Genomic DNA, 14,323 nt, shown 5'->3' on the forward strand with positions numbered 1-14,323 from the left:
GGGCGACGCTAACCATTTGCGGCGTTGCGCGGCCCTGGCCCCGCCTCGTCCGCCTGCGGCGAGGGTTCGATCTGCACGCCCGTGATCAGAACCTTTTGCGGTGCGGCGGGCGCGGACGCGAAGAATTTTTCTTCCTGGAATCGCTTGAAGATTTCGAAATGGAGATCGCTTCTGACCCGGGTCAGATTCTCGACGTCGGCGACAAAAACCGCAAGATCGAAGCTCAGCGCGCTCGCGGACATCGATGTGAACAGGATCTGCGGCGCGGGAATTTTCAGCACGAGATCGTGCGATTTGGCGACTGCGATGAGGACCTCGCGGACTTTGCCGGGATCTGCGCCGCCGGAGACCGTCAACGGGATGACCAGCCGTCCCGTGCGATCGTTGCGCACCAGATTCTTGACGATCCCGGAGACGAGGTTCGAGTTCGGGATGATCACTTGCGCGCGATCGAAGGTTTCGATCTCGGTCGAACGGATGTTGATGCGGCGGACATAGCCCTGGTCTGATCCGACGACGATCCAATCGCCGACGCGGACCGCCCGCTCCCAAAGGATGATGAGTCCCGAAACGAAATTATTAACGATCGACTGGAGGCCAAAGCCGATGCCGACCGACAATGCGCCGGCGAGAATCGCGAGTTTCTCAAGACTGAGGCCAAGGTAGCTCAGCGACAGGCTGAGCGCGACGAGAAATCCGAGATAGCCGAGACTGGTCGTGATCGAGTTGCGGAGGCCGTCGTCGAGGGTCGTGCGCGGCAGCAGGCTCGATTCGATCCAGCGCTGCACGGAATGAATGATCGCATAGGCCAGGCTGAAAACGCCCGCCGCAATGGCGACGCTCGACAACGAGACCGTGACGTCGCCGATCTTGAAGCCAAAGAACGCCGCGCGGAAATCAAGGGGGACATCCGAAGATTGCAGCCCCCAGGGGGCGAGAATCAGAAACGCGGCGAAGGTGAACAGCGCGAGCCGCATCGCCCCCGCGATCAGCGCGCCGATCAGCTCGATGGAATTGGGATGAAAACCGAAGCTGATCGTGAGGCGAAGCCCGATACGGGTGTTCGGCTGAAAGCTCGTCGCCGTCAGTTCGTCGATCAGCATGGTCGACATGAACAGAATGCAGCCGATGCCGGCGACCCAGACGAGCTGATCGACGACAAAACTGCCGAACGACGCGTAGCCGCTCAGGACGGCGGCGAAATCGGTGATCGCCACCGCCCAACAGAGGACGCGCGCGAGACTAAACCAATCGCGATGCTCGTTGACCTGGGGCCCAAGGCACTCGTCCTGTTCGGCCTCGCTCCCGATCCCCCATAGGCCGATGGCGAGCGTAATGGCCGCGAGCAGAACGCCGAGGCTACGAAGCGCGACGGAAAATGCGAGTGACGCGCCAATGAGATCGTTCAGGGCTTCCAGAATGCGAGTCAGAGAAACGATGACCGCCACCGCGATCGCGAGGCGGACGATCTTGTCGCTCAGCACGTTTCCGAAATTCGGCAGGCGCCACTTGGGACGCGTCGGCGCGAAAATGCCCCTCGCCAATCCGGCCATGAACGCCACTCGAAGCACGCCGCCTGTGACCGCCGTAAAAAAGGGCTGGAGACGGTCGTTGGTCAAATCGAAGGTGTCGAACAGAAGCCGGACAACGTAGATGGCCGCCACGGAGGGCAGGGCGATTTTGAGGAAAATCCACCAGACCCCGAGAATTTTGAGGAACCGGCTCGGATCGGCGACCGACTTGCTGCGCGTATAAAATCGCCGCGCCAGCGCCGCGAGCGGCGCGTAAAACGCGACGATGAGCGCCAGGCTGCCCCAGAACATCTGTTTGCGCTGGCCGTCGAGCTGGCTGTTGATGTTGCCGATCCAGTTGAGAAATTCCTGCCGGGCGGCCCGAAAATAATCCGGGGCTTCGTTCCAGACCGCCTGCCAAAGGGAAGGGCTCGTTATGCTTTGGGCGCGCTCGAACAGCGAGCGGGTGAACAAGGCGCGCCGCTTCGCGGTGATGATCGCGCTCGTCTGTTCGGTCTGGACGGCGATGAGGCGGGCTCTTTTCAACAGCTCCTGGGTCTCGTTGAAGGTCTTTTGCTGATCGTCGCGATCCGCGGTGACGGCCGGGCTTTCCGGCGCGGCGTCGTCGGCCGGCTTCGGCCCGAGTTGATCGAGACCAGATTGGATGGCCGCGAGGCGCGGGGTCAGCTTGTCGATCGCGGCGGCGGCGGAAGCGGCGATCGGGTCAAGCCGCTGGCGCAGGGCCTGGAGATCGGCGTCGGTGAGTTCGCTCTTTTCGAGGCTCGCCCCGATATCCTTGAGCGCGGCGCTGCTCTTGTCGAGATCGGGACCAATCGGCGCTTCGGGCGGCGCGGCGGGAGCGGCGGGTTTCGGGGCCGCATTCCCGCTTGCGTTTGACGCAGGGGCCGGAGTTGCCTTCGGCGCGGATGCGGAATTCGCCGCCGCCGCGGGCGGTTTTGCCGGGTCCGGAGATTTGCCGATGGCGGGCGCGCCCCAAAGCGCTGCGAAACAAACCAGGGCGCGGGCGATCCGTTTCAAATTCGAGAGCTCCGTTTATTGCCGGGACATGATCGGAGTGCCATGGCGGCTTATCCGGCCGCGCGCCGGGCTTATTTCAAGCGGTCTAACCGAGGCAATCTATCCACGGCATTGGTGGGTCTCCCCCCGGTGGTTCGTAACGCCGTATGTATCCGGCTGCGATGATTCTGTGATGTAATTCGGGCCAATCGGTGACTTGCCGTGGCCTCCGGGAATATCGAGCATATAGGCGGGCTGACACAGACCGGACGTTTTGCCGCGTAACTCGGCCATCAGCGCGCGGCCCCTCGAGATCGGCACCCGGAAACGCGCGGTTCCCGGCGCGAAATCGAGCTGATGCAGGTAATAAGGCTTGATCCGCGCCTCGACGAAGGCGCGCATCAGGGCGGCGAGCGTCTCGATGTCGTCGTTGACGCCCGCGAGAAGGACGCTTTGGCTCAGCATTGGAATTCCGGCGTCGATCAGGCGGGCGCAGGCCGCGCGCGCCTGCGCCGTCAATTCGCGCGGATGGTTCGCATGGAGCGCGACGTAAACCGTCTTGCCGGACGTCCGCAGGCAATCGACAAGGCTCTCTTTGATGGCTTCCGGGTCGGCGACGGGAACGCGCGTATGAAGCCTGACGATCTTCACGTGATCGATCGCCTCGAGGCGCGCCATCACGTTGGAGAGCCTGCGCGGCGAAAGCGTCAGCGGATCGCCGCCGGTCAGGATCACCTCCCAGATCTCCGAATGGGCCGCGATATAGGACAGGGCCGCGCCAAGCGCTCTCGCGCCCAAACGGGTCGCGCCGCCGCGCGGCCCGACGGTTTCGCGACGAAAGCAGAACCGGCAATAGACCGGACAGACATGGAGCAATTTGAGCAGCGCGCGGTCGGGATAGCGGTGGACGACGCCCTCGACGGGGCTGAACGGGTGGTCGCCGATCGGATCGACCAGTTCGTCGGCTCTTGAAACGAGTTCGGCCGCATCCGGAATGAACTGGCGCGCGATCGGATCGCGCGGGTCTTTGGGGTCGATGAGGCCGGCGATGGTTTCCGTCACCCCGATGGCGTAGGTCCGCGCGACGAGATCGAGCGCTTCCCGTCTTTCCTCCGGCGCGAGACCGGCGCCGATCAGATCGCCGGCGGTCCGCAGCGTCGCAGTCTTCCTCATGTCGCGTCGGCGTTCCGGACCACCGGGGTCCAGATCACCTGCTCGATATGCTGCGCGCCGGTCGCCAGCATCACGAGCCGGTCGAAGCCGAGCGCGATGCCACTGGCTTCCGGCATGATCGCGAGGGCCTCGAGGAAATCCTCGTCAAGAGGATAGGATTCACCGTAAATGCGCCGCCGTTCAGTCATTTCGGCCTCGAACCGGCGCCGCTGCTCGGCGGGATCGGTCAGTTCGCCAAACCCGTTCGCGAGTTCGACGCCGCAGACGAAAAGCTCGAACCGTTCCGCAAAACGCTTGTCCGGTCCAAGTCTGGCGAGCGCCGCTTCTCCCGCCGGATAGTCGATCAGGATCGTCGCCTGACCCTGGCCCAGATGCGGTTCGATTGTTTCGCAGAGGATCTTGGAGAAAACGTCCGACCAGGTGTCGTCCTCGACGATTCTGATGCCGATCTTGCAGGCGCAAGCCGCAAACCTCTCCCGGTCAGGCCCGGTTCCGCCGAGAACCGCGCAAAGGTCTATGCCCGCGAACCGGTCAAAGGCCTCCGCGACACTCAGCACCTCGGGCTCCGCGAAAGGATCGGCGAAAGACCCCGCGAAGCTGAAATCGCCGCATCCGACGGCCGTGGCGCACGCGGCGAGCAGACCGGCGCAATCCTCGACCAGCCTCTGATACGGCTCGTTGGCGCGATACCATTCGAGCATGGTGAATTCCGGATGGTGCAGTTTTCCGCGCTCCCGGTTGCGGAACGCATGGGCCAAGGTGAAGATTCGCTTTTCTCCGGCGGAAAGTAATTTCTTGCACGCGAACTCCGGCGACGCGGGCAGATAAAGCGGGAGCCTCGCGCCGGACGGGTCCACGATTTCAGTCGCGAAGGCGCTGATATGGGCCTCGTTGCCGGGCGAAGCCTGAAGTATCGCGCAATCGACCTCGACAAACGATTCCGCGGCGAAGAACTCCCGCGCGGCCGCCGTCAGCTTCGTTCGGGCTTCCAGAAAACGCCTTCTGCCGCTGTGAATTTGGGGCGACCACCAGGGCGAAGGTTTGTCCAGGGAATCGCTCGACGGTTTGCTCATGGCGCTATTTCGCTTGAAAGGAGACCCCAAAGACGGCTAGAGCAGGCCCCGGAAACATCAATCATTTTTCACCAAGGAATTGCTGCTCCTCTCTGAGTCCGGTTCAAATCGCCGACCAGCGGCGGCGATGCGCGGGAACATTTGCGCCCGGCGCAGGTCGCCCTTCACCACCGAAGCGCCCCGGGAACAAAGCCCCGTATGAAAGCCCGTATAAAGGAAAGCCCGTGAAAGTCATCGCCAGTTCCATCCGTAAAGGCAACATCATCGAGAGGGAGGATGGCCAGCTCTATGTTGTTCTGACTGCGGAAAGCTTCCATCCGGGGAAGGGCACTCCGACGACGCAAATCGACATGCGCCGCCTGTCGGACGGCGTGAAAACGACGGATCGCTATAAGACCACGGAACAGGTCGAACGCGCCTATGTCGAGGACTCGAACTTCAGCTATCTGTACAAGGATGCCGATGGCTATACGTTCATGAATGCGGAAAATTACGATCAGGTCATCGTTCCGCCCGACGTGATCGGCGATCTGTCGATCTATCTGCAGGAGGGCATGACCTGCGTTTTGTCCATTTTTAACGGGGTCGCAGTCGGGATTCAGCTCCCGGCGAGAGTGACGCTCGAAGTCGTCGAGACGGAGCCCGCGATGAAAGGGCAGACGGCGTCGTCGTCCTACAAGCCCGCCAAGCTCTCCAACGGCGCTAGGGCGATGGTTCCGCCGCATATTTCGCCCGGCACGCGGATCATTGTCCAGACCGAGGACGGCTCCTACGTCGAGCGGGCCAAGGATTAAGAGATCGCGGCATCACGGGATCGACAAGGATGAGCCTCGGGTTGATCCTTTCGCCTGCGACCTGCGCCGAAGCCCGCACGAATCGCCCGCGCTTTTGCCAGGAATGAATCTCTTGAAGCGGGAATGAATCTCTTAACAGAAGAGATGAAGCGGTAAGGTCGCCGACCAGAACATCGCGGTGGTCGGCATGCCCCGGGAAACAACTCGTCCGGGTGCGTTTTTCAGCCGAGTACGGTTTCGAGCCGGCCCAAAAGCGCGCGAAGCTGTGGCGGCTCGGTCTGCGCGTCCGGCACGTCGTAAACAGACCGCAGCTTACGGCCAAGATGAGACGACATCGTCTTAGCTCCGCGCGACTTGCTCTGAAATCCAAATTCGGATCTCTCGAATTTGCTCGAAAAAAGCTGGACGCCGAGCTCGCCGCTGTGCTTAAGCATCTGGTTCATCGGGGTTCTTTTGGCCTTGCGTTGAACTCAAATTGGGGCATGGAACTCAAATTGGGGGCACGGAACTCGTATTGAACTACGGAGCGGAACCAGTTTTTGTCGAAGCCGCCACAACTTGTCCGTTTTTACTAATGCAAAAAAAGCTTTCGAGACTCTGTCGACGTCAAAACGAGCATCGTTTCGTTTTGGTTCCAAACTCAGACTTAATTCAGCGAACTTGCTCAAGGCAGGAGGCGAAATTACGGCTGCGATAAGATCTTTTCCTGTCCGAGCGATCCTGCCGCCTAAAACGCCCCGGATTGCGGGTTGACGTGGCCGCTCTGCCACACCTCACCCTCAGGACGGTTCTCCTGGCGCGCTTTCCGGCCGAATGAGATCATTCGATTGATCAGAAATCACTTCGGATTCAAAAACTTGAGCATAGTTTTGCCGATTGGATTGATTCACTCCAATCGGAATATTCCAGCGGCTTCATAGCCGGACCAAATCCCGTTCATTCTCAATCAGGACATTCGAATGCCGCCCGAAACTCTACCTGGCGCCTCCTCCACGGTCGCAATCATCGGCGGCGGCCAGGCCGGAAGCGAAGTTGCGACGCTTCTCCGGCAAAACCGGTACGAAGGCGAGATCGTGCTGATCGGAGACGAGGATCACCTGCCATATCTGCGGCCGCCTTTGTCCAAGGCATTTCTCGCTGGCGAAATCGACGCCGACGCCCTGATCTACAAAGGAGCGCCCGCCTATGAGCGGGCCAATGTGGTGTTGAAGCTCGGCGTTCGCGTCGACGATATCGATCGCGGCGCCAAGCGCCTCAAGCTGAACGATGGCGAGGCGCTGTCCTACGACAAGCTGGTGATTGCGACGGGAGGCGGCGCCCGCCAGCTGCCGGTCCCCGGCTCCAAATTGTCCAATATTTTCTACCTTCGAAAGATTTCGGACGTAGACGCGTTGCGCCCGCATCTGAAACCGGGACGCCGCCTTGTCGTCGTCGGCGGCGGCTATGTCGGGCTTGAAGTTGCGGCCGTCGCCGCCAAGCAGGGCGTTCACGTCACTGTTCTCGAAGGCGCTCCGCGCGTGCTCGCCCGCGTCACGGCGCCCGAACTCTCCCAGTTTTATGAGCGCGTTCACCGCGAGGCGGGGGTCGATATTCGTACGGGGGTCTCTGTCAGCGGCTTTGCAGCTGGCCCGGATGAAGGCTCCGTCGGCGCCGTCTTATGCGCGGACGGCGAACCCGTCGCCGCAGATTTTGTCCTGATCGGCATCGGGCTTTCCCCGAATACGGATCTCGCCGAGCGAGCCGGCCTCGTCGTCGACGGGGGCGTCGTCGTCGACGATCACAGCCGGACCAATGACCCGGACATCTACGCCATAGGGGATTGCTCCACTCACGCGCATCATGGGTTTCTGGAACGCAAGATCCGCCTCGAATCAGTTCCCAACGCTCTCGAACAGGCCCGCGCCGTGGCGGCGTCGATCACCGGCCGGGATATCCCGACCGCGGCGGCGCCATGGTTCTGGTCCGATCAATACGATCTCAAGCTGCAAATGGTCGGACTGTCGGACGGCTACGACACGCTCGTCTTGCGCGGTTCGCCGGAAAGCCGCTCCTTCATCGCTTTTTATCTCAAGGGGGGGCAGGTCATCGCGGCCGATTCGGTCAACCGCCTAGGCGACTTCATGGCCGCGAAACGGCTCGTCGGGGACAAAAGCCACGTTGCTCCGGATCAACTCGCCGACGAGACTGTTCCGCTCAAGACCTTGATCGCAAAAACGCTTTAGCTGAAGAAGTGTAGAAAGTGTTGGTAATTGAAGCGATCCGCGGTCGAAAGCTTTGGCGTTTCAACGCTTGGAAGGCTGGCGAGAATTGAGGCTCGCCAGCCCGCGCCTGCCTCTGTCGTCGTTGTCTGGCCCCTAAAAACCATGAAATGACGATAAAGGATATTCCGATCAGGCGGCTCCTCTGATCGATCAGAACAGGCTTTAACTTCGAAGCGATGTCTGATCGATCTTCGATGTCCGATCGACGAATATGTCCCTTCGATCGGAAAGCGCTCTAATTTGCGCCTTGCGTATTCGCGTCGTTGGGGCAATGCGGATGACCATCCGTGTTGTCCGCGTTCTTCGCGAAGGGCAATTGATCGCCGGGAGTCGCCTGCTGCAAAAGCAGAAGCGCGCGGGCGCGCCACGCAACAGAATGATCGGCGCAGGCGGTGTCGCCGGAGAGACCGAGGCCGCCGACGACCGTCTTGCCGCTGTAGAGCGCCAGACCGCCGCCAAAGGTGATTGTGCCGCCAATCCGTTGGCCGACCATCGGATCATAGGGCGTCCCGAACGACGAATAGTCGCCGCGGTAGGCAAGTTCCGAATTCAGGACGTTTCCGCCCTCGAGCCCCAGCAGCGGGTTGAAGACATTGGCGTTGCCGGGCTGAACGAACCGGTAGAGCTGGGCCGTGGACAGCGCGCTCGTTCCCGCCGAACCGATGTCGAGACTGAGGCCATTCGCAGTGAACGCCTTCGCCGCGGCGATCTGCCGGCTCGAAAGCCATTGCGAGCCCGTATTCGCGCCGGAAAAGGCGACGGCGCAAACAACGCCTCCACGATTGACTACAACGCCCCAGAAATGATTGTTGAAGCCTGTCGTGTCGTCGTTGTCGGCTTTGACAAGAGCAGATTTAAGCTTGTCGTAGGTGACGGGACAAGAAAAACCGCCCCCGCGATCATCCCATGCTTGAGCGTTACTGGTCATCGCCGCCAAAGTTAACGCCGAAAATGCTAAAAACCTCGAGCGCAATCCCTTAAGTTTTTTCATTATACCACCCTCTTGCGATAATCGGCCGAAGTATTTCGGCAAATTGAGGTCTTAATCAGCTAAAGCGAAACTGACAAGACTTTCGTCCAGAGGGAAAAAATCGTTTCAGTGTGATTATCTTTGGTTTTGTTGCTTTGCGGTAAAAGATTTTAGCTGGTCTCGTTGGCTTGGGCTTCGAAGCGCAGAGGAAAAACAAATAAAAGACGGTCCCAGCCGTAGAAAGAAGGAGTTCTCACCTTCGGGAATGCGTCGCGCCGCCGCCTAAAAAAAGACTGGGCGACATCCCTGATTTCGGATACATTGTTATCGTTTATCATAACTAAATTTTGTTTTTTAAAAATTAGGCGTAAGCGCCATGTCACTTATAAGGATTTTTGCGATTCAGCAGTGCGTTGCAGCCTTTGCGGCGCTTGCGTTGTGCAGCGAGGCCGCGGCGGCGCCAAAACTGTTTTCCGCCACTTCGGCGTGGAATGTTTCGATCCCCTCGTCCGGTGCGACCTGGAGCAGTTCTCAGGCCACGCCAAACGTCGTCGCCGGGCTCGACACCTGGGACAGCGGCAACACCTGGACGAATCCCTTCTACGTAGCGTCGAATACGACTCCCTGCCTTCAGCCGCTCCTGTACAATTCGAACGCCTGGTACAAGGTTTATACCGGAGAATGGCTCAGGTGGGGTAATTCCAGCGCCGTCGAGCAGGCGATTCTTGCGTCGTCAAGCGCGGAATTCCCCTACACCGGGAATGTATTTTCCTCGATCGCGACGACGTCATGGGTTCTGCCGCCTTCCTACAACAAGACGATGAATCCTGTTTCGTCGCCGGCGAGGTTTTGTTTCAGCGCGGACATGATTCCGGCTCCCGGACCCGACGGCGACCGCGCGGTCCTTCAGCCCAACAACCTCGTTCTCGAGACCTACTCCACCATCGTCCTGAGCAGCGGTCAGGTGGTCGCGCTGTCCTATGCCGTCACCGACCCTTCAAGCCGGGGCGACGGCTGGCAGAATGGGCAGAGCGCATCGATGTTGCCGCATTACGCGGGGCGGATCTACGACGATGAGATCAAGACAGGCATCAACCACGCCATTTCGATCAGCGTGCCGCCCAAATTTCTGGCCGCGCAAATCGCTTACCCAGCCTACGCTTTCGACCGCGATGCGATGAGGTCGAACCCGCCTTACTCCGGCGTGCTCCCCATGGGAAGCCGGCTCGCGCTGCCTCCATCTGTCACCAACGCCTCGTTGCGTCTGTCGACGCCCGAAGGCGTAGCGATTGCGAACGCGGCGCGACGCTTCGGTTTCATTATCATCGATCGCGGCGGAGGCGGCGTTACGCTCTGTGTCAATCCCAAAGGCGCCGCTTTGAATTCCACGCTGCACGCCTGGAACTGGGGTTTGCAGTCGGACCTCAACGCCATTTTCGCCAAGGTCAGACGCGTGCAGTTTCCGATCGCGACCAATCCTTGAAAGAGTTGAAGTCGAAGGTTCGAGGCGGCTTCGTTCCGCGAGGCCGCCTCGCAGCTTTGAGACAGGTTTAGCGCGGTAGATGCCTGAGGCTCAAGCCGAGACCGGCGATCGCCGCGCCGCGCAAGATGAGATCGACGCCGATAAACAGTCCGATCGCCCACAAGCCGGTGAACGGCCAGCGCGAGATTAGAAGCGCGCCGAGCGCCAGGCTGACCACGCCGTCGAGGATCGACAACGCTCCATTATGCATATGTGAAAACAAGGCGAAGCCAATTGTGACCACTCCGGCGGCGAGAAAATAAAACGCCATGATGAGCGTGATCGCCTCGCCGCTGATGGTTGGACGGGTGACGAAGATGAAACCGGTAATGGCGAGGAAAATCGCCCACAGGACATGGATGAAAAACGCGGTCCAGTAGCCGGTCAGCGAGAAGGCCGTGAAAAACACGGCGAAACCCGCAATCAGCAGCACGGCTCCGAGGAAGACAACGTAGACTAAAGTCGCGGTTCTGGCCCGCCAGATCGCCAGCGCTCCCAGAATCGCTATGCCGACGCCGAGCGCGACGAGCCAGCCCCAATGGGCCGGGAGGCTTCCGGGCGCCTCGGCGATAAAAACGTCAAATTGCTTTTGCATCTGTTCCCCTTGCGAAAATTTGTGCGCGTATTGATGTCGGCGCCGCGCAGATTGATGTTTTTAACCCATCTGCGCAACAGCCGACGGGAGCCGATTCTACGCTGGCGTTCAATCATGTTGTGATTAGAGGAGCATCCCGGAAAGCCTGTTCACGATCGAGCCCAGACAGATCAGAACAACAAGCAACTTGAGAATCTGGGACAATTTGGCGTCCGGACAGAATCTGTCGATGACCCAGAACAGGAGCGCGGCGATGACGACAATAATCAGGATGCCGATGAGGAGAGAGAGCATTTTTGACCGTCCAATCGTAAAGATCAAGCCAGATAAGGATCAAGCCGGATCAGGAATATTCACTCCGGAACCATAAATGATTTTTGGCTCCCCGCGTATGGCTTTCGTCACGGCGTAGCACACGGTTCTTTTGGTTTGAGGGCGGGCGTAGTTCCGCGTTCGACGCGTCGAAGTCTGCGTTGAATGGAAGACCGCGAATTCAATTATTGGCCCGCTGCATCGGTCAGGATTTTCGCCATGAATTTCGTGGCCGTCTGGTTCACGGAGGCCGCCTGTGCGCTTAGCCGGCGATAAACGTCCGGGGCCAGCGGCGTTGTGGCGAGAATCAATGCGCCCTGCGCGAGGGAATTGGCGGGCGCTTTTTCTTGAACCAGCGCGGCGAACCGCATCAGGCGGCTGAGTTTCTGGGCGTCCGTCAGATCCGGAAGCTTCGTGACGATCGGGCAATAGGCGGAGATAAGCGCATTGACGACCTGCGGATACGAGAGGCCCGGCTGACGCACGCGCAGCCGGTTTATGATCTCATAGATCTCCATCGTCAGATCGACAGGATCGTCGCTTTTCAGGATCTCCGCATCAGCGGCGGTCGTCGTCGCCAGCACCTCTTTCTCGTATGCTTCGGGACATTGCAGTCCCTGCGCGGTGCGCGCTTCAACGCAGTAAAGCGACCCAAACAAGACGGCGCATATGTAGCTGATCGCCGGAAGTCTCAATCTCGATGGAAACCGTGTCTGCATTCCCTCTACTCCGGTTGAAAAGACAGCTGAGAAAACCAGCGCCATCAGAAATTCTGACACAGAATAAAGCGCTTCCGAAGAAAATGCCGATTTGACCTTGGCCGAGGAGCGATGCCGCCAATGTCAAGATCGCGACTTCGATTATCGCGATCTTCTCGCGCTCTGAATCCTCGAATTCTGCAACCCCTGTTGGAGGTTCGCCGTGATCGATTTGAAGAGCCGGATCGCCTTTAGACTCGTCTGGACTTGAAACCCCGCTGCCTCAGCGTATCCGGGCTATATCGGGCCTTTGACTCATGTGTTCTCTATATGTTCTCTTTCGGCTCCCTTTTACCAGAGCCGCCGCATGCGCCTTCCGATACAAATCGAACGGTTGTACCTCGATTTCGACGGCTTTTTCGCCAGCGTTGAACAGCAGGCGAGGCCGCATTTGCGGGGGTGCCCTGTCGGCGTAACGCCGTTCGCGGGGGCTGAACACACCTGCGTCATCGCCTGCTCCCGCGAGGCCAAGCTGCGCGGCGTCAAAAACGTCATGCCGATCGCCGAGGCGCGTGAGCGGTGCCCCGATATTATCCTCGTGCCACAGACGCCCGATCTCTACCGTCGCGCGCATAATGCGCTGCTTTCTGAAATCTCCGCCGTCATCCCGGTCGATGCGGTTAAATCCATCGACGAATTGACTTGTCGCGTCGCGCCTGCTGATCGGGACGAACCGCTCACTCTCGCCAAGCGGATCAAGGCGAGAATCGCCGAGAATATTGGCCCCTATCTCACCTGCTCTGTCGGCTTCGCGGCGAACCGGCAACTGGCGAAGATGGCGTGCAAGGCGGGCAAGAAGCTCGATGAGCGCAGCTATGGCGACGGCTGCGCCATCTGGTTTCCCCGCGATATGCCGGCGCCGCTCTTGCGGCTTGAACTCAAGGACATTCCGGGCGTCGGCTCGCGCATGGAAAGTAAATTATTCCGCGCAAAAATTCATTCGATGGCCGACCTGCTGGCGACGCAACCCAAACATATGCGCAAGCTTTGGGGCAACGTGACGGGCGGGCGGCTTTGGTACGCTCTGCACGGCTACGATATTCAGACTCCTCCCTCTGGTCGCGGCATGTACGGACATGGCCGGGTGCTGCCTCCCGAGAACCGCAGGCCGGAGCACGCCCGCTCCGCGTCCAGATTGCTTGCGACCAAGGCGGGGCGGCGCATGCGGCGCGACGGCTGGAACGCGGGACGGCTGGCGTTGTGGCTCGACCTGATGCGCGATGGGTCATGCAGCCGCTCACGCGGGTTGCCTGCCGTCCACGATGACCAGGCCATTCTTTCTGCGCTCCAATCCTTGTGGGATGAAGTCGGCGACAGCCTGCCGCCTCGCGCGCGCGTCATGCGTCTTGGCGTCACGTTGTTCGATCTGACTCGCGCCAGTGAGCGCCAACTCGACATATTGCTCGACGATGACGCAACTCGCCGCCGCTGGGAACGCGCGACAGAAGCTATCGACGCGCTCAATCGCAAATATGGCCGCACGCTGGTCAGCATCGGCCCATGGACGCCGCCGCCGGGAGGTTATGCCGGGGGGAAAAATCAGTTACACGCGCATTCCGCGCGCCGAGGATTTTTGGTGAGCCCATGAGCTGGAAATCCGACCTGAAACTCGCTGATCTGGACGCGGCGACGCTGATCGAGGTGACCTGTAAACGCTGCGGGCTCTCTCGCTACAAGCAACAGGCAGCGTTGATGCAGCGCCCGGAACTGGAGCAAGCCTATCTCGACGAGGTGGAGGGCGCGCTACGATGTTCGAACCGTTTCTGCCAAGGAGCGGTGCGCGTCGCGCTGACCTTTGATGACCATACAGAGGGATTCGTCGGCGGGATGGCGTGAGGATGGAACGCTCGATCCATGCCGATCTTGCGGCGCGCGGAATCGATCAGCGCCACGTCGAGGCGCTTAAGAGCATATTCCGATCGGATTGAATCAATCCAATCGAGAAGACTATGCTCAAGTTTTTGACTCTCTGGAGCGATTTCTGATTGATCGCATGACTTCATGCGATCGGAAAGCGCTCTAAGGTTGTCGGTAGGCGCGTAATGGATTAAGGGCGCCGCACGGCGTCCGATTCATTCTGAAAAGCCATTCAGTTGTGAAGGCCAAAGATGAAGGGCGAAAAGATGCTGCCGCTCACAGCTATCCGAGGTCGATTCTGTACTCGAATGTAAATTAATAAAGATATCTAACTCGTTGATTTTGATGGTGGGCGCACACAGGCTCGAACTGTGGACCCGCTGATTGTCCGTCGTCAGATGATTTGAGACAGTTTCAGGTTATTCGGAACGGAGGTTCTGGCTCATCGACATTAAAGGTTAAGCGGCCTGCAGTTGGTGC

At 59.7% G+C, this 14,323-nt stretch carries 13 protein-coding genes; 5 read left to right on the top strand and 8 right to left on the bottom strand.

Translation table 11 applies throughout. The features are described from left to right. Positions 1-8 precede the first annotated feature (8 nt). The 3 genes from BM177_RS04625 to epmA form a co-directional block, all read right to left on the bottom strand. Positions 9-2,549: a DUF3772 domain-containing protein gene (locus BM177_RS04625; RefSeq protein WP_091678652.1), complete on the bottom strand. Its 2,541-nt coding sequence runs from the start codon at positions 2,547-2,549 to the stop codon at positions 9-11. Positions 2,550-2,648: 99 nt separating this feature from the next. After that, positions 2,649-3,701 carry a lysine-2,3-aminomutase-like protein gene (locus BM177_RS04630; protein WP_091678655.1) on the bottom strand — a complete coding sequence of 351 codons (1,053 nt, stop codon included), beginning with the start codon at positions 3,699-3,701 and terminating at the stop codon, positions 2,649-2,651. After that, entirely contained in the window at positions 3,698-4,774 is a 1,077-nt protein-coding gene (epmA, locus tag BM177_RS04635; protein ID WP_091678658.1) for an EF-P lysine aminoacylase EpmA, read from the bottom strand. The genes BM177_RS04630 and epmA overlap by 4 nt, the downstream gene beginning before the upstream one ends. 224 nt (positions 4,775-4,998) lie before the next feature. On the opposite strand from epmA, the gene efp reads away from it, so the two are divergent. Beyond that, complete coding sequence (gene efp / locus BM177_RS04640) at positions 4,999-5,568, top strand: elongation factor P (RefSeq protein ID WP_091678661.1); 570 nt, start codon at positions 4,999-5,001, stop codon at positions 5,566-5,568. Positions 5,569-5,789: 221 nt separating this feature from the next. Here efp and BM177_RS04645 read toward each other — a convergent pair whose 3' ends face one another. Next, positions 5,790-6,011 carry a hypothetical protein gene (locus BM177_RS04645; protein WP_091678666.1) on the bottom strand — a complete coding sequence of 74 codons (222 nt, stop codon included), beginning with the start codon at positions 6,009-6,011 and terminating at the stop codon, positions 5,790-5,792. 516 nt (positions 6,012-6,527) lie between these two features. Between BM177_RS04645 and BM177_RS04650 the strand changes: the two genes are divergently transcribed. Then, positions 6,528-7,790, top strand: a complete 1,263-nt coding sequence (locus BM177_RS04650; protein ID WP_091678669.1) for an NAD(P)/FAD-dependent oxidoreductase — start codon at positions 6,528-6,530, stop codon at positions 7,788-7,790. Positions 7,791-8,064: 274 nt separating this feature from the next. Here BM177_RS04650 and BM177_RS04655 read toward each other — a convergent pair whose 3' ends face one another. Then, positions 8,065-8,757, bottom strand: coding sequence for a heme-binding protein (locus tag BM177_RS04655; protein ID WP_091678899.1), 693 nt, complete (start codon positions 8,755-8,757; stop codon positions 8,065-8,067). A 418-nt stretch (positions 8,758-9,175) separates the two neighbouring features. On the opposite strand from BM177_RS04655, the gene BM177_RS04660 reads away from it, so the two are divergent. Beyond that, positions 9,176-10,282 (top strand): hypothetical protein, encoded by a 1,107-nt coding sequence (locus BM177_RS04660; RefSeq protein ID WP_091678674.1) that lies wholly within the window; start codon positions 9,176-9,178, stop codon positions 10,280-10,282. Between the two features lie 67 nt (positions 10,283-10,349). On the opposite strand, the gene BM177_RS04665 is transcribed toward BM177_RS04660, so the two are convergent. The 3 genes from BM177_RS04665 to BM177_RS04670 form a co-directional block, all read right to left on the bottom strand. Then, positions 10,350-10,916, bottom strand: a complete 567-nt coding sequence (locus BM177_RS04665) for an HdeD family acid-resistance protein (protein ID WP_091678677.1) — start codon at positions 10,914-10,916, stop codon at positions 10,350-10,352. 123 nt (positions 10,917-11,039) lie between these two features. Further along, a complete protein-coding gene (locus tag BM177_RS19935; protein ID WP_175492493.1) occupies positions 11,040-11,210 on the bottom strand; it encodes a hypothetical protein in 171 nt (56 codons plus the stop codon). A 203-nt stretch (positions 11,211-11,413) separates the two neighbouring features. Continuing rightward, on the bottom strand, positions 11,414-11,947 hold the full coding sequence (locus BM177_RS04670) for a hypothetical protein (protein WP_139223511.1): 534 nt from the start codon (positions 11,945-11,947) through the stop codon (positions 11,414-11,416). A gap of 346 nt (positions 11,948-12,293) precedes the next feature. Here BM177_RS04670 and BM177_RS04675 point away from each other — a divergent pair, with 346 nt between their 5' ends. Together BM177_RS04675 and BM177_RS04680 are read left to right on the top strand one after the other, a co-directional pair. Next, the gene (locus tag BM177_RS04675) at positions 12,294-13,574 is read left to right on the top strand and encodes a Y-family DNA polymerase (RefSeq protein WP_244532114.1); all 1,281 of its coding nucleotides are present in this window, start codon (positions 12,294-12,296) and stop codon (positions 13,572-13,574) included. Beyond that, entirely contained in the window at positions 13,571-13,822 is a 252-nt protein-coding gene (locus tag BM177_RS04680; protein ID WP_091678682.1) for a hypothetical protein, read from the top strand. The genes BM177_RS04675 and BM177_RS04680 overlap by 4 nt, the downstream gene beginning before the upstream one ends. Positions 13,823-14,323: the final 501 nt, after the last annotated feature.

This window comes from Methylocapsa palsarum, assembly GCF_900114285.1.
Taxonomy (GTDB): domain Bacteria; phylum Pseudomonadota; class Alphaproteobacteria; order Rhizobiales; family Beijerinckiaceae; genus Methylocapsa; species Methylocapsa palsarum.

What these genes read in the sequence shown, in the direction of transcription:
- BM177_RS04630 (WP_091678655.1), bottom strand. Translation starts at nt 3,701, where the DNA reads ATGAGGAAGACTGCGACGCTGCGGACCGCCGGCGATCTGATCGGCGCC.
- epmA (WP_091678658.1), bottom strand. Translation starts at nt 4,774, where the DNA reads ATGAGCAAACCGTCGAGCGATTCCCTGGACAAACCTTCGCCCTGGTGG.
- BM177_RS04645 (WP_091678666.1), bottom strand. Translation starts at nt 6,011, where the DNA reads ATGAACCAGATGCTTAAGCACAGCGGCGAGCTCGGCGTCCAGCTTTTT.
- BM177_RS04650 (WP_091678669.1), top strand. Translation starts at nt 6,528, where the DNA reads ATGCCGCCCGAAACTCTACCTGGCGCCTCCTCCACGGTCGCAATCATC.
- BM177_RS04655 (WP_091678899.1), bottom strand. Translation starts at nt 8,757, where the DNA reads ATGACCAGTAACGCTCAAGCATGGGATGATCGCGGGGGCGGTTTTTCT.
- BM177_RS04660 (WP_091678674.1), top strand. Translation starts at nt 9,176, where the DNA reads ATGTCACTTATAAGGATTTTTGCGATTCAGCAGTGCGTTGCAGCCTTT.
- BM177_RS04665 (WP_091678677.1), bottom strand. Translation starts at nt 10,916, where the DNA reads ATGCAAAAGCAATTTGACGTTTTTATCGCCGAGGCGCCCGGAAGCCTC.
- BM177_RS19935 (WP_175492493.1), bottom strand. Translation starts at nt 11,210, where the DNA reads ATGCTCTCTCTCCTCATCGGCATCCTGATTATTGTCGTCATCGCCGCG.
- BM177_RS04670 (WP_139223511.1), bottom strand. Translation starts at nt 11,947, where the DNA reads ATGCAGACACGGTTTCCATCGAGATTGAGACTTCCGGCGATCAGCTAC.
- BM177_RS04675 (WP_244532114.1), top strand. Translation starts at nt 12,294, where the DNA reads ATGCGCCTTCCGATACAAATCGAACGGTTGTACCTCGATTTCGACGGC.
- BM177_RS04680 (WP_091678682.1), top strand. Translation starts at nt 13,571, where the DNA reads ATGAGCTGGAAATCCGACCTGAAACTCGCTGATCTGGACGCGGCGACG.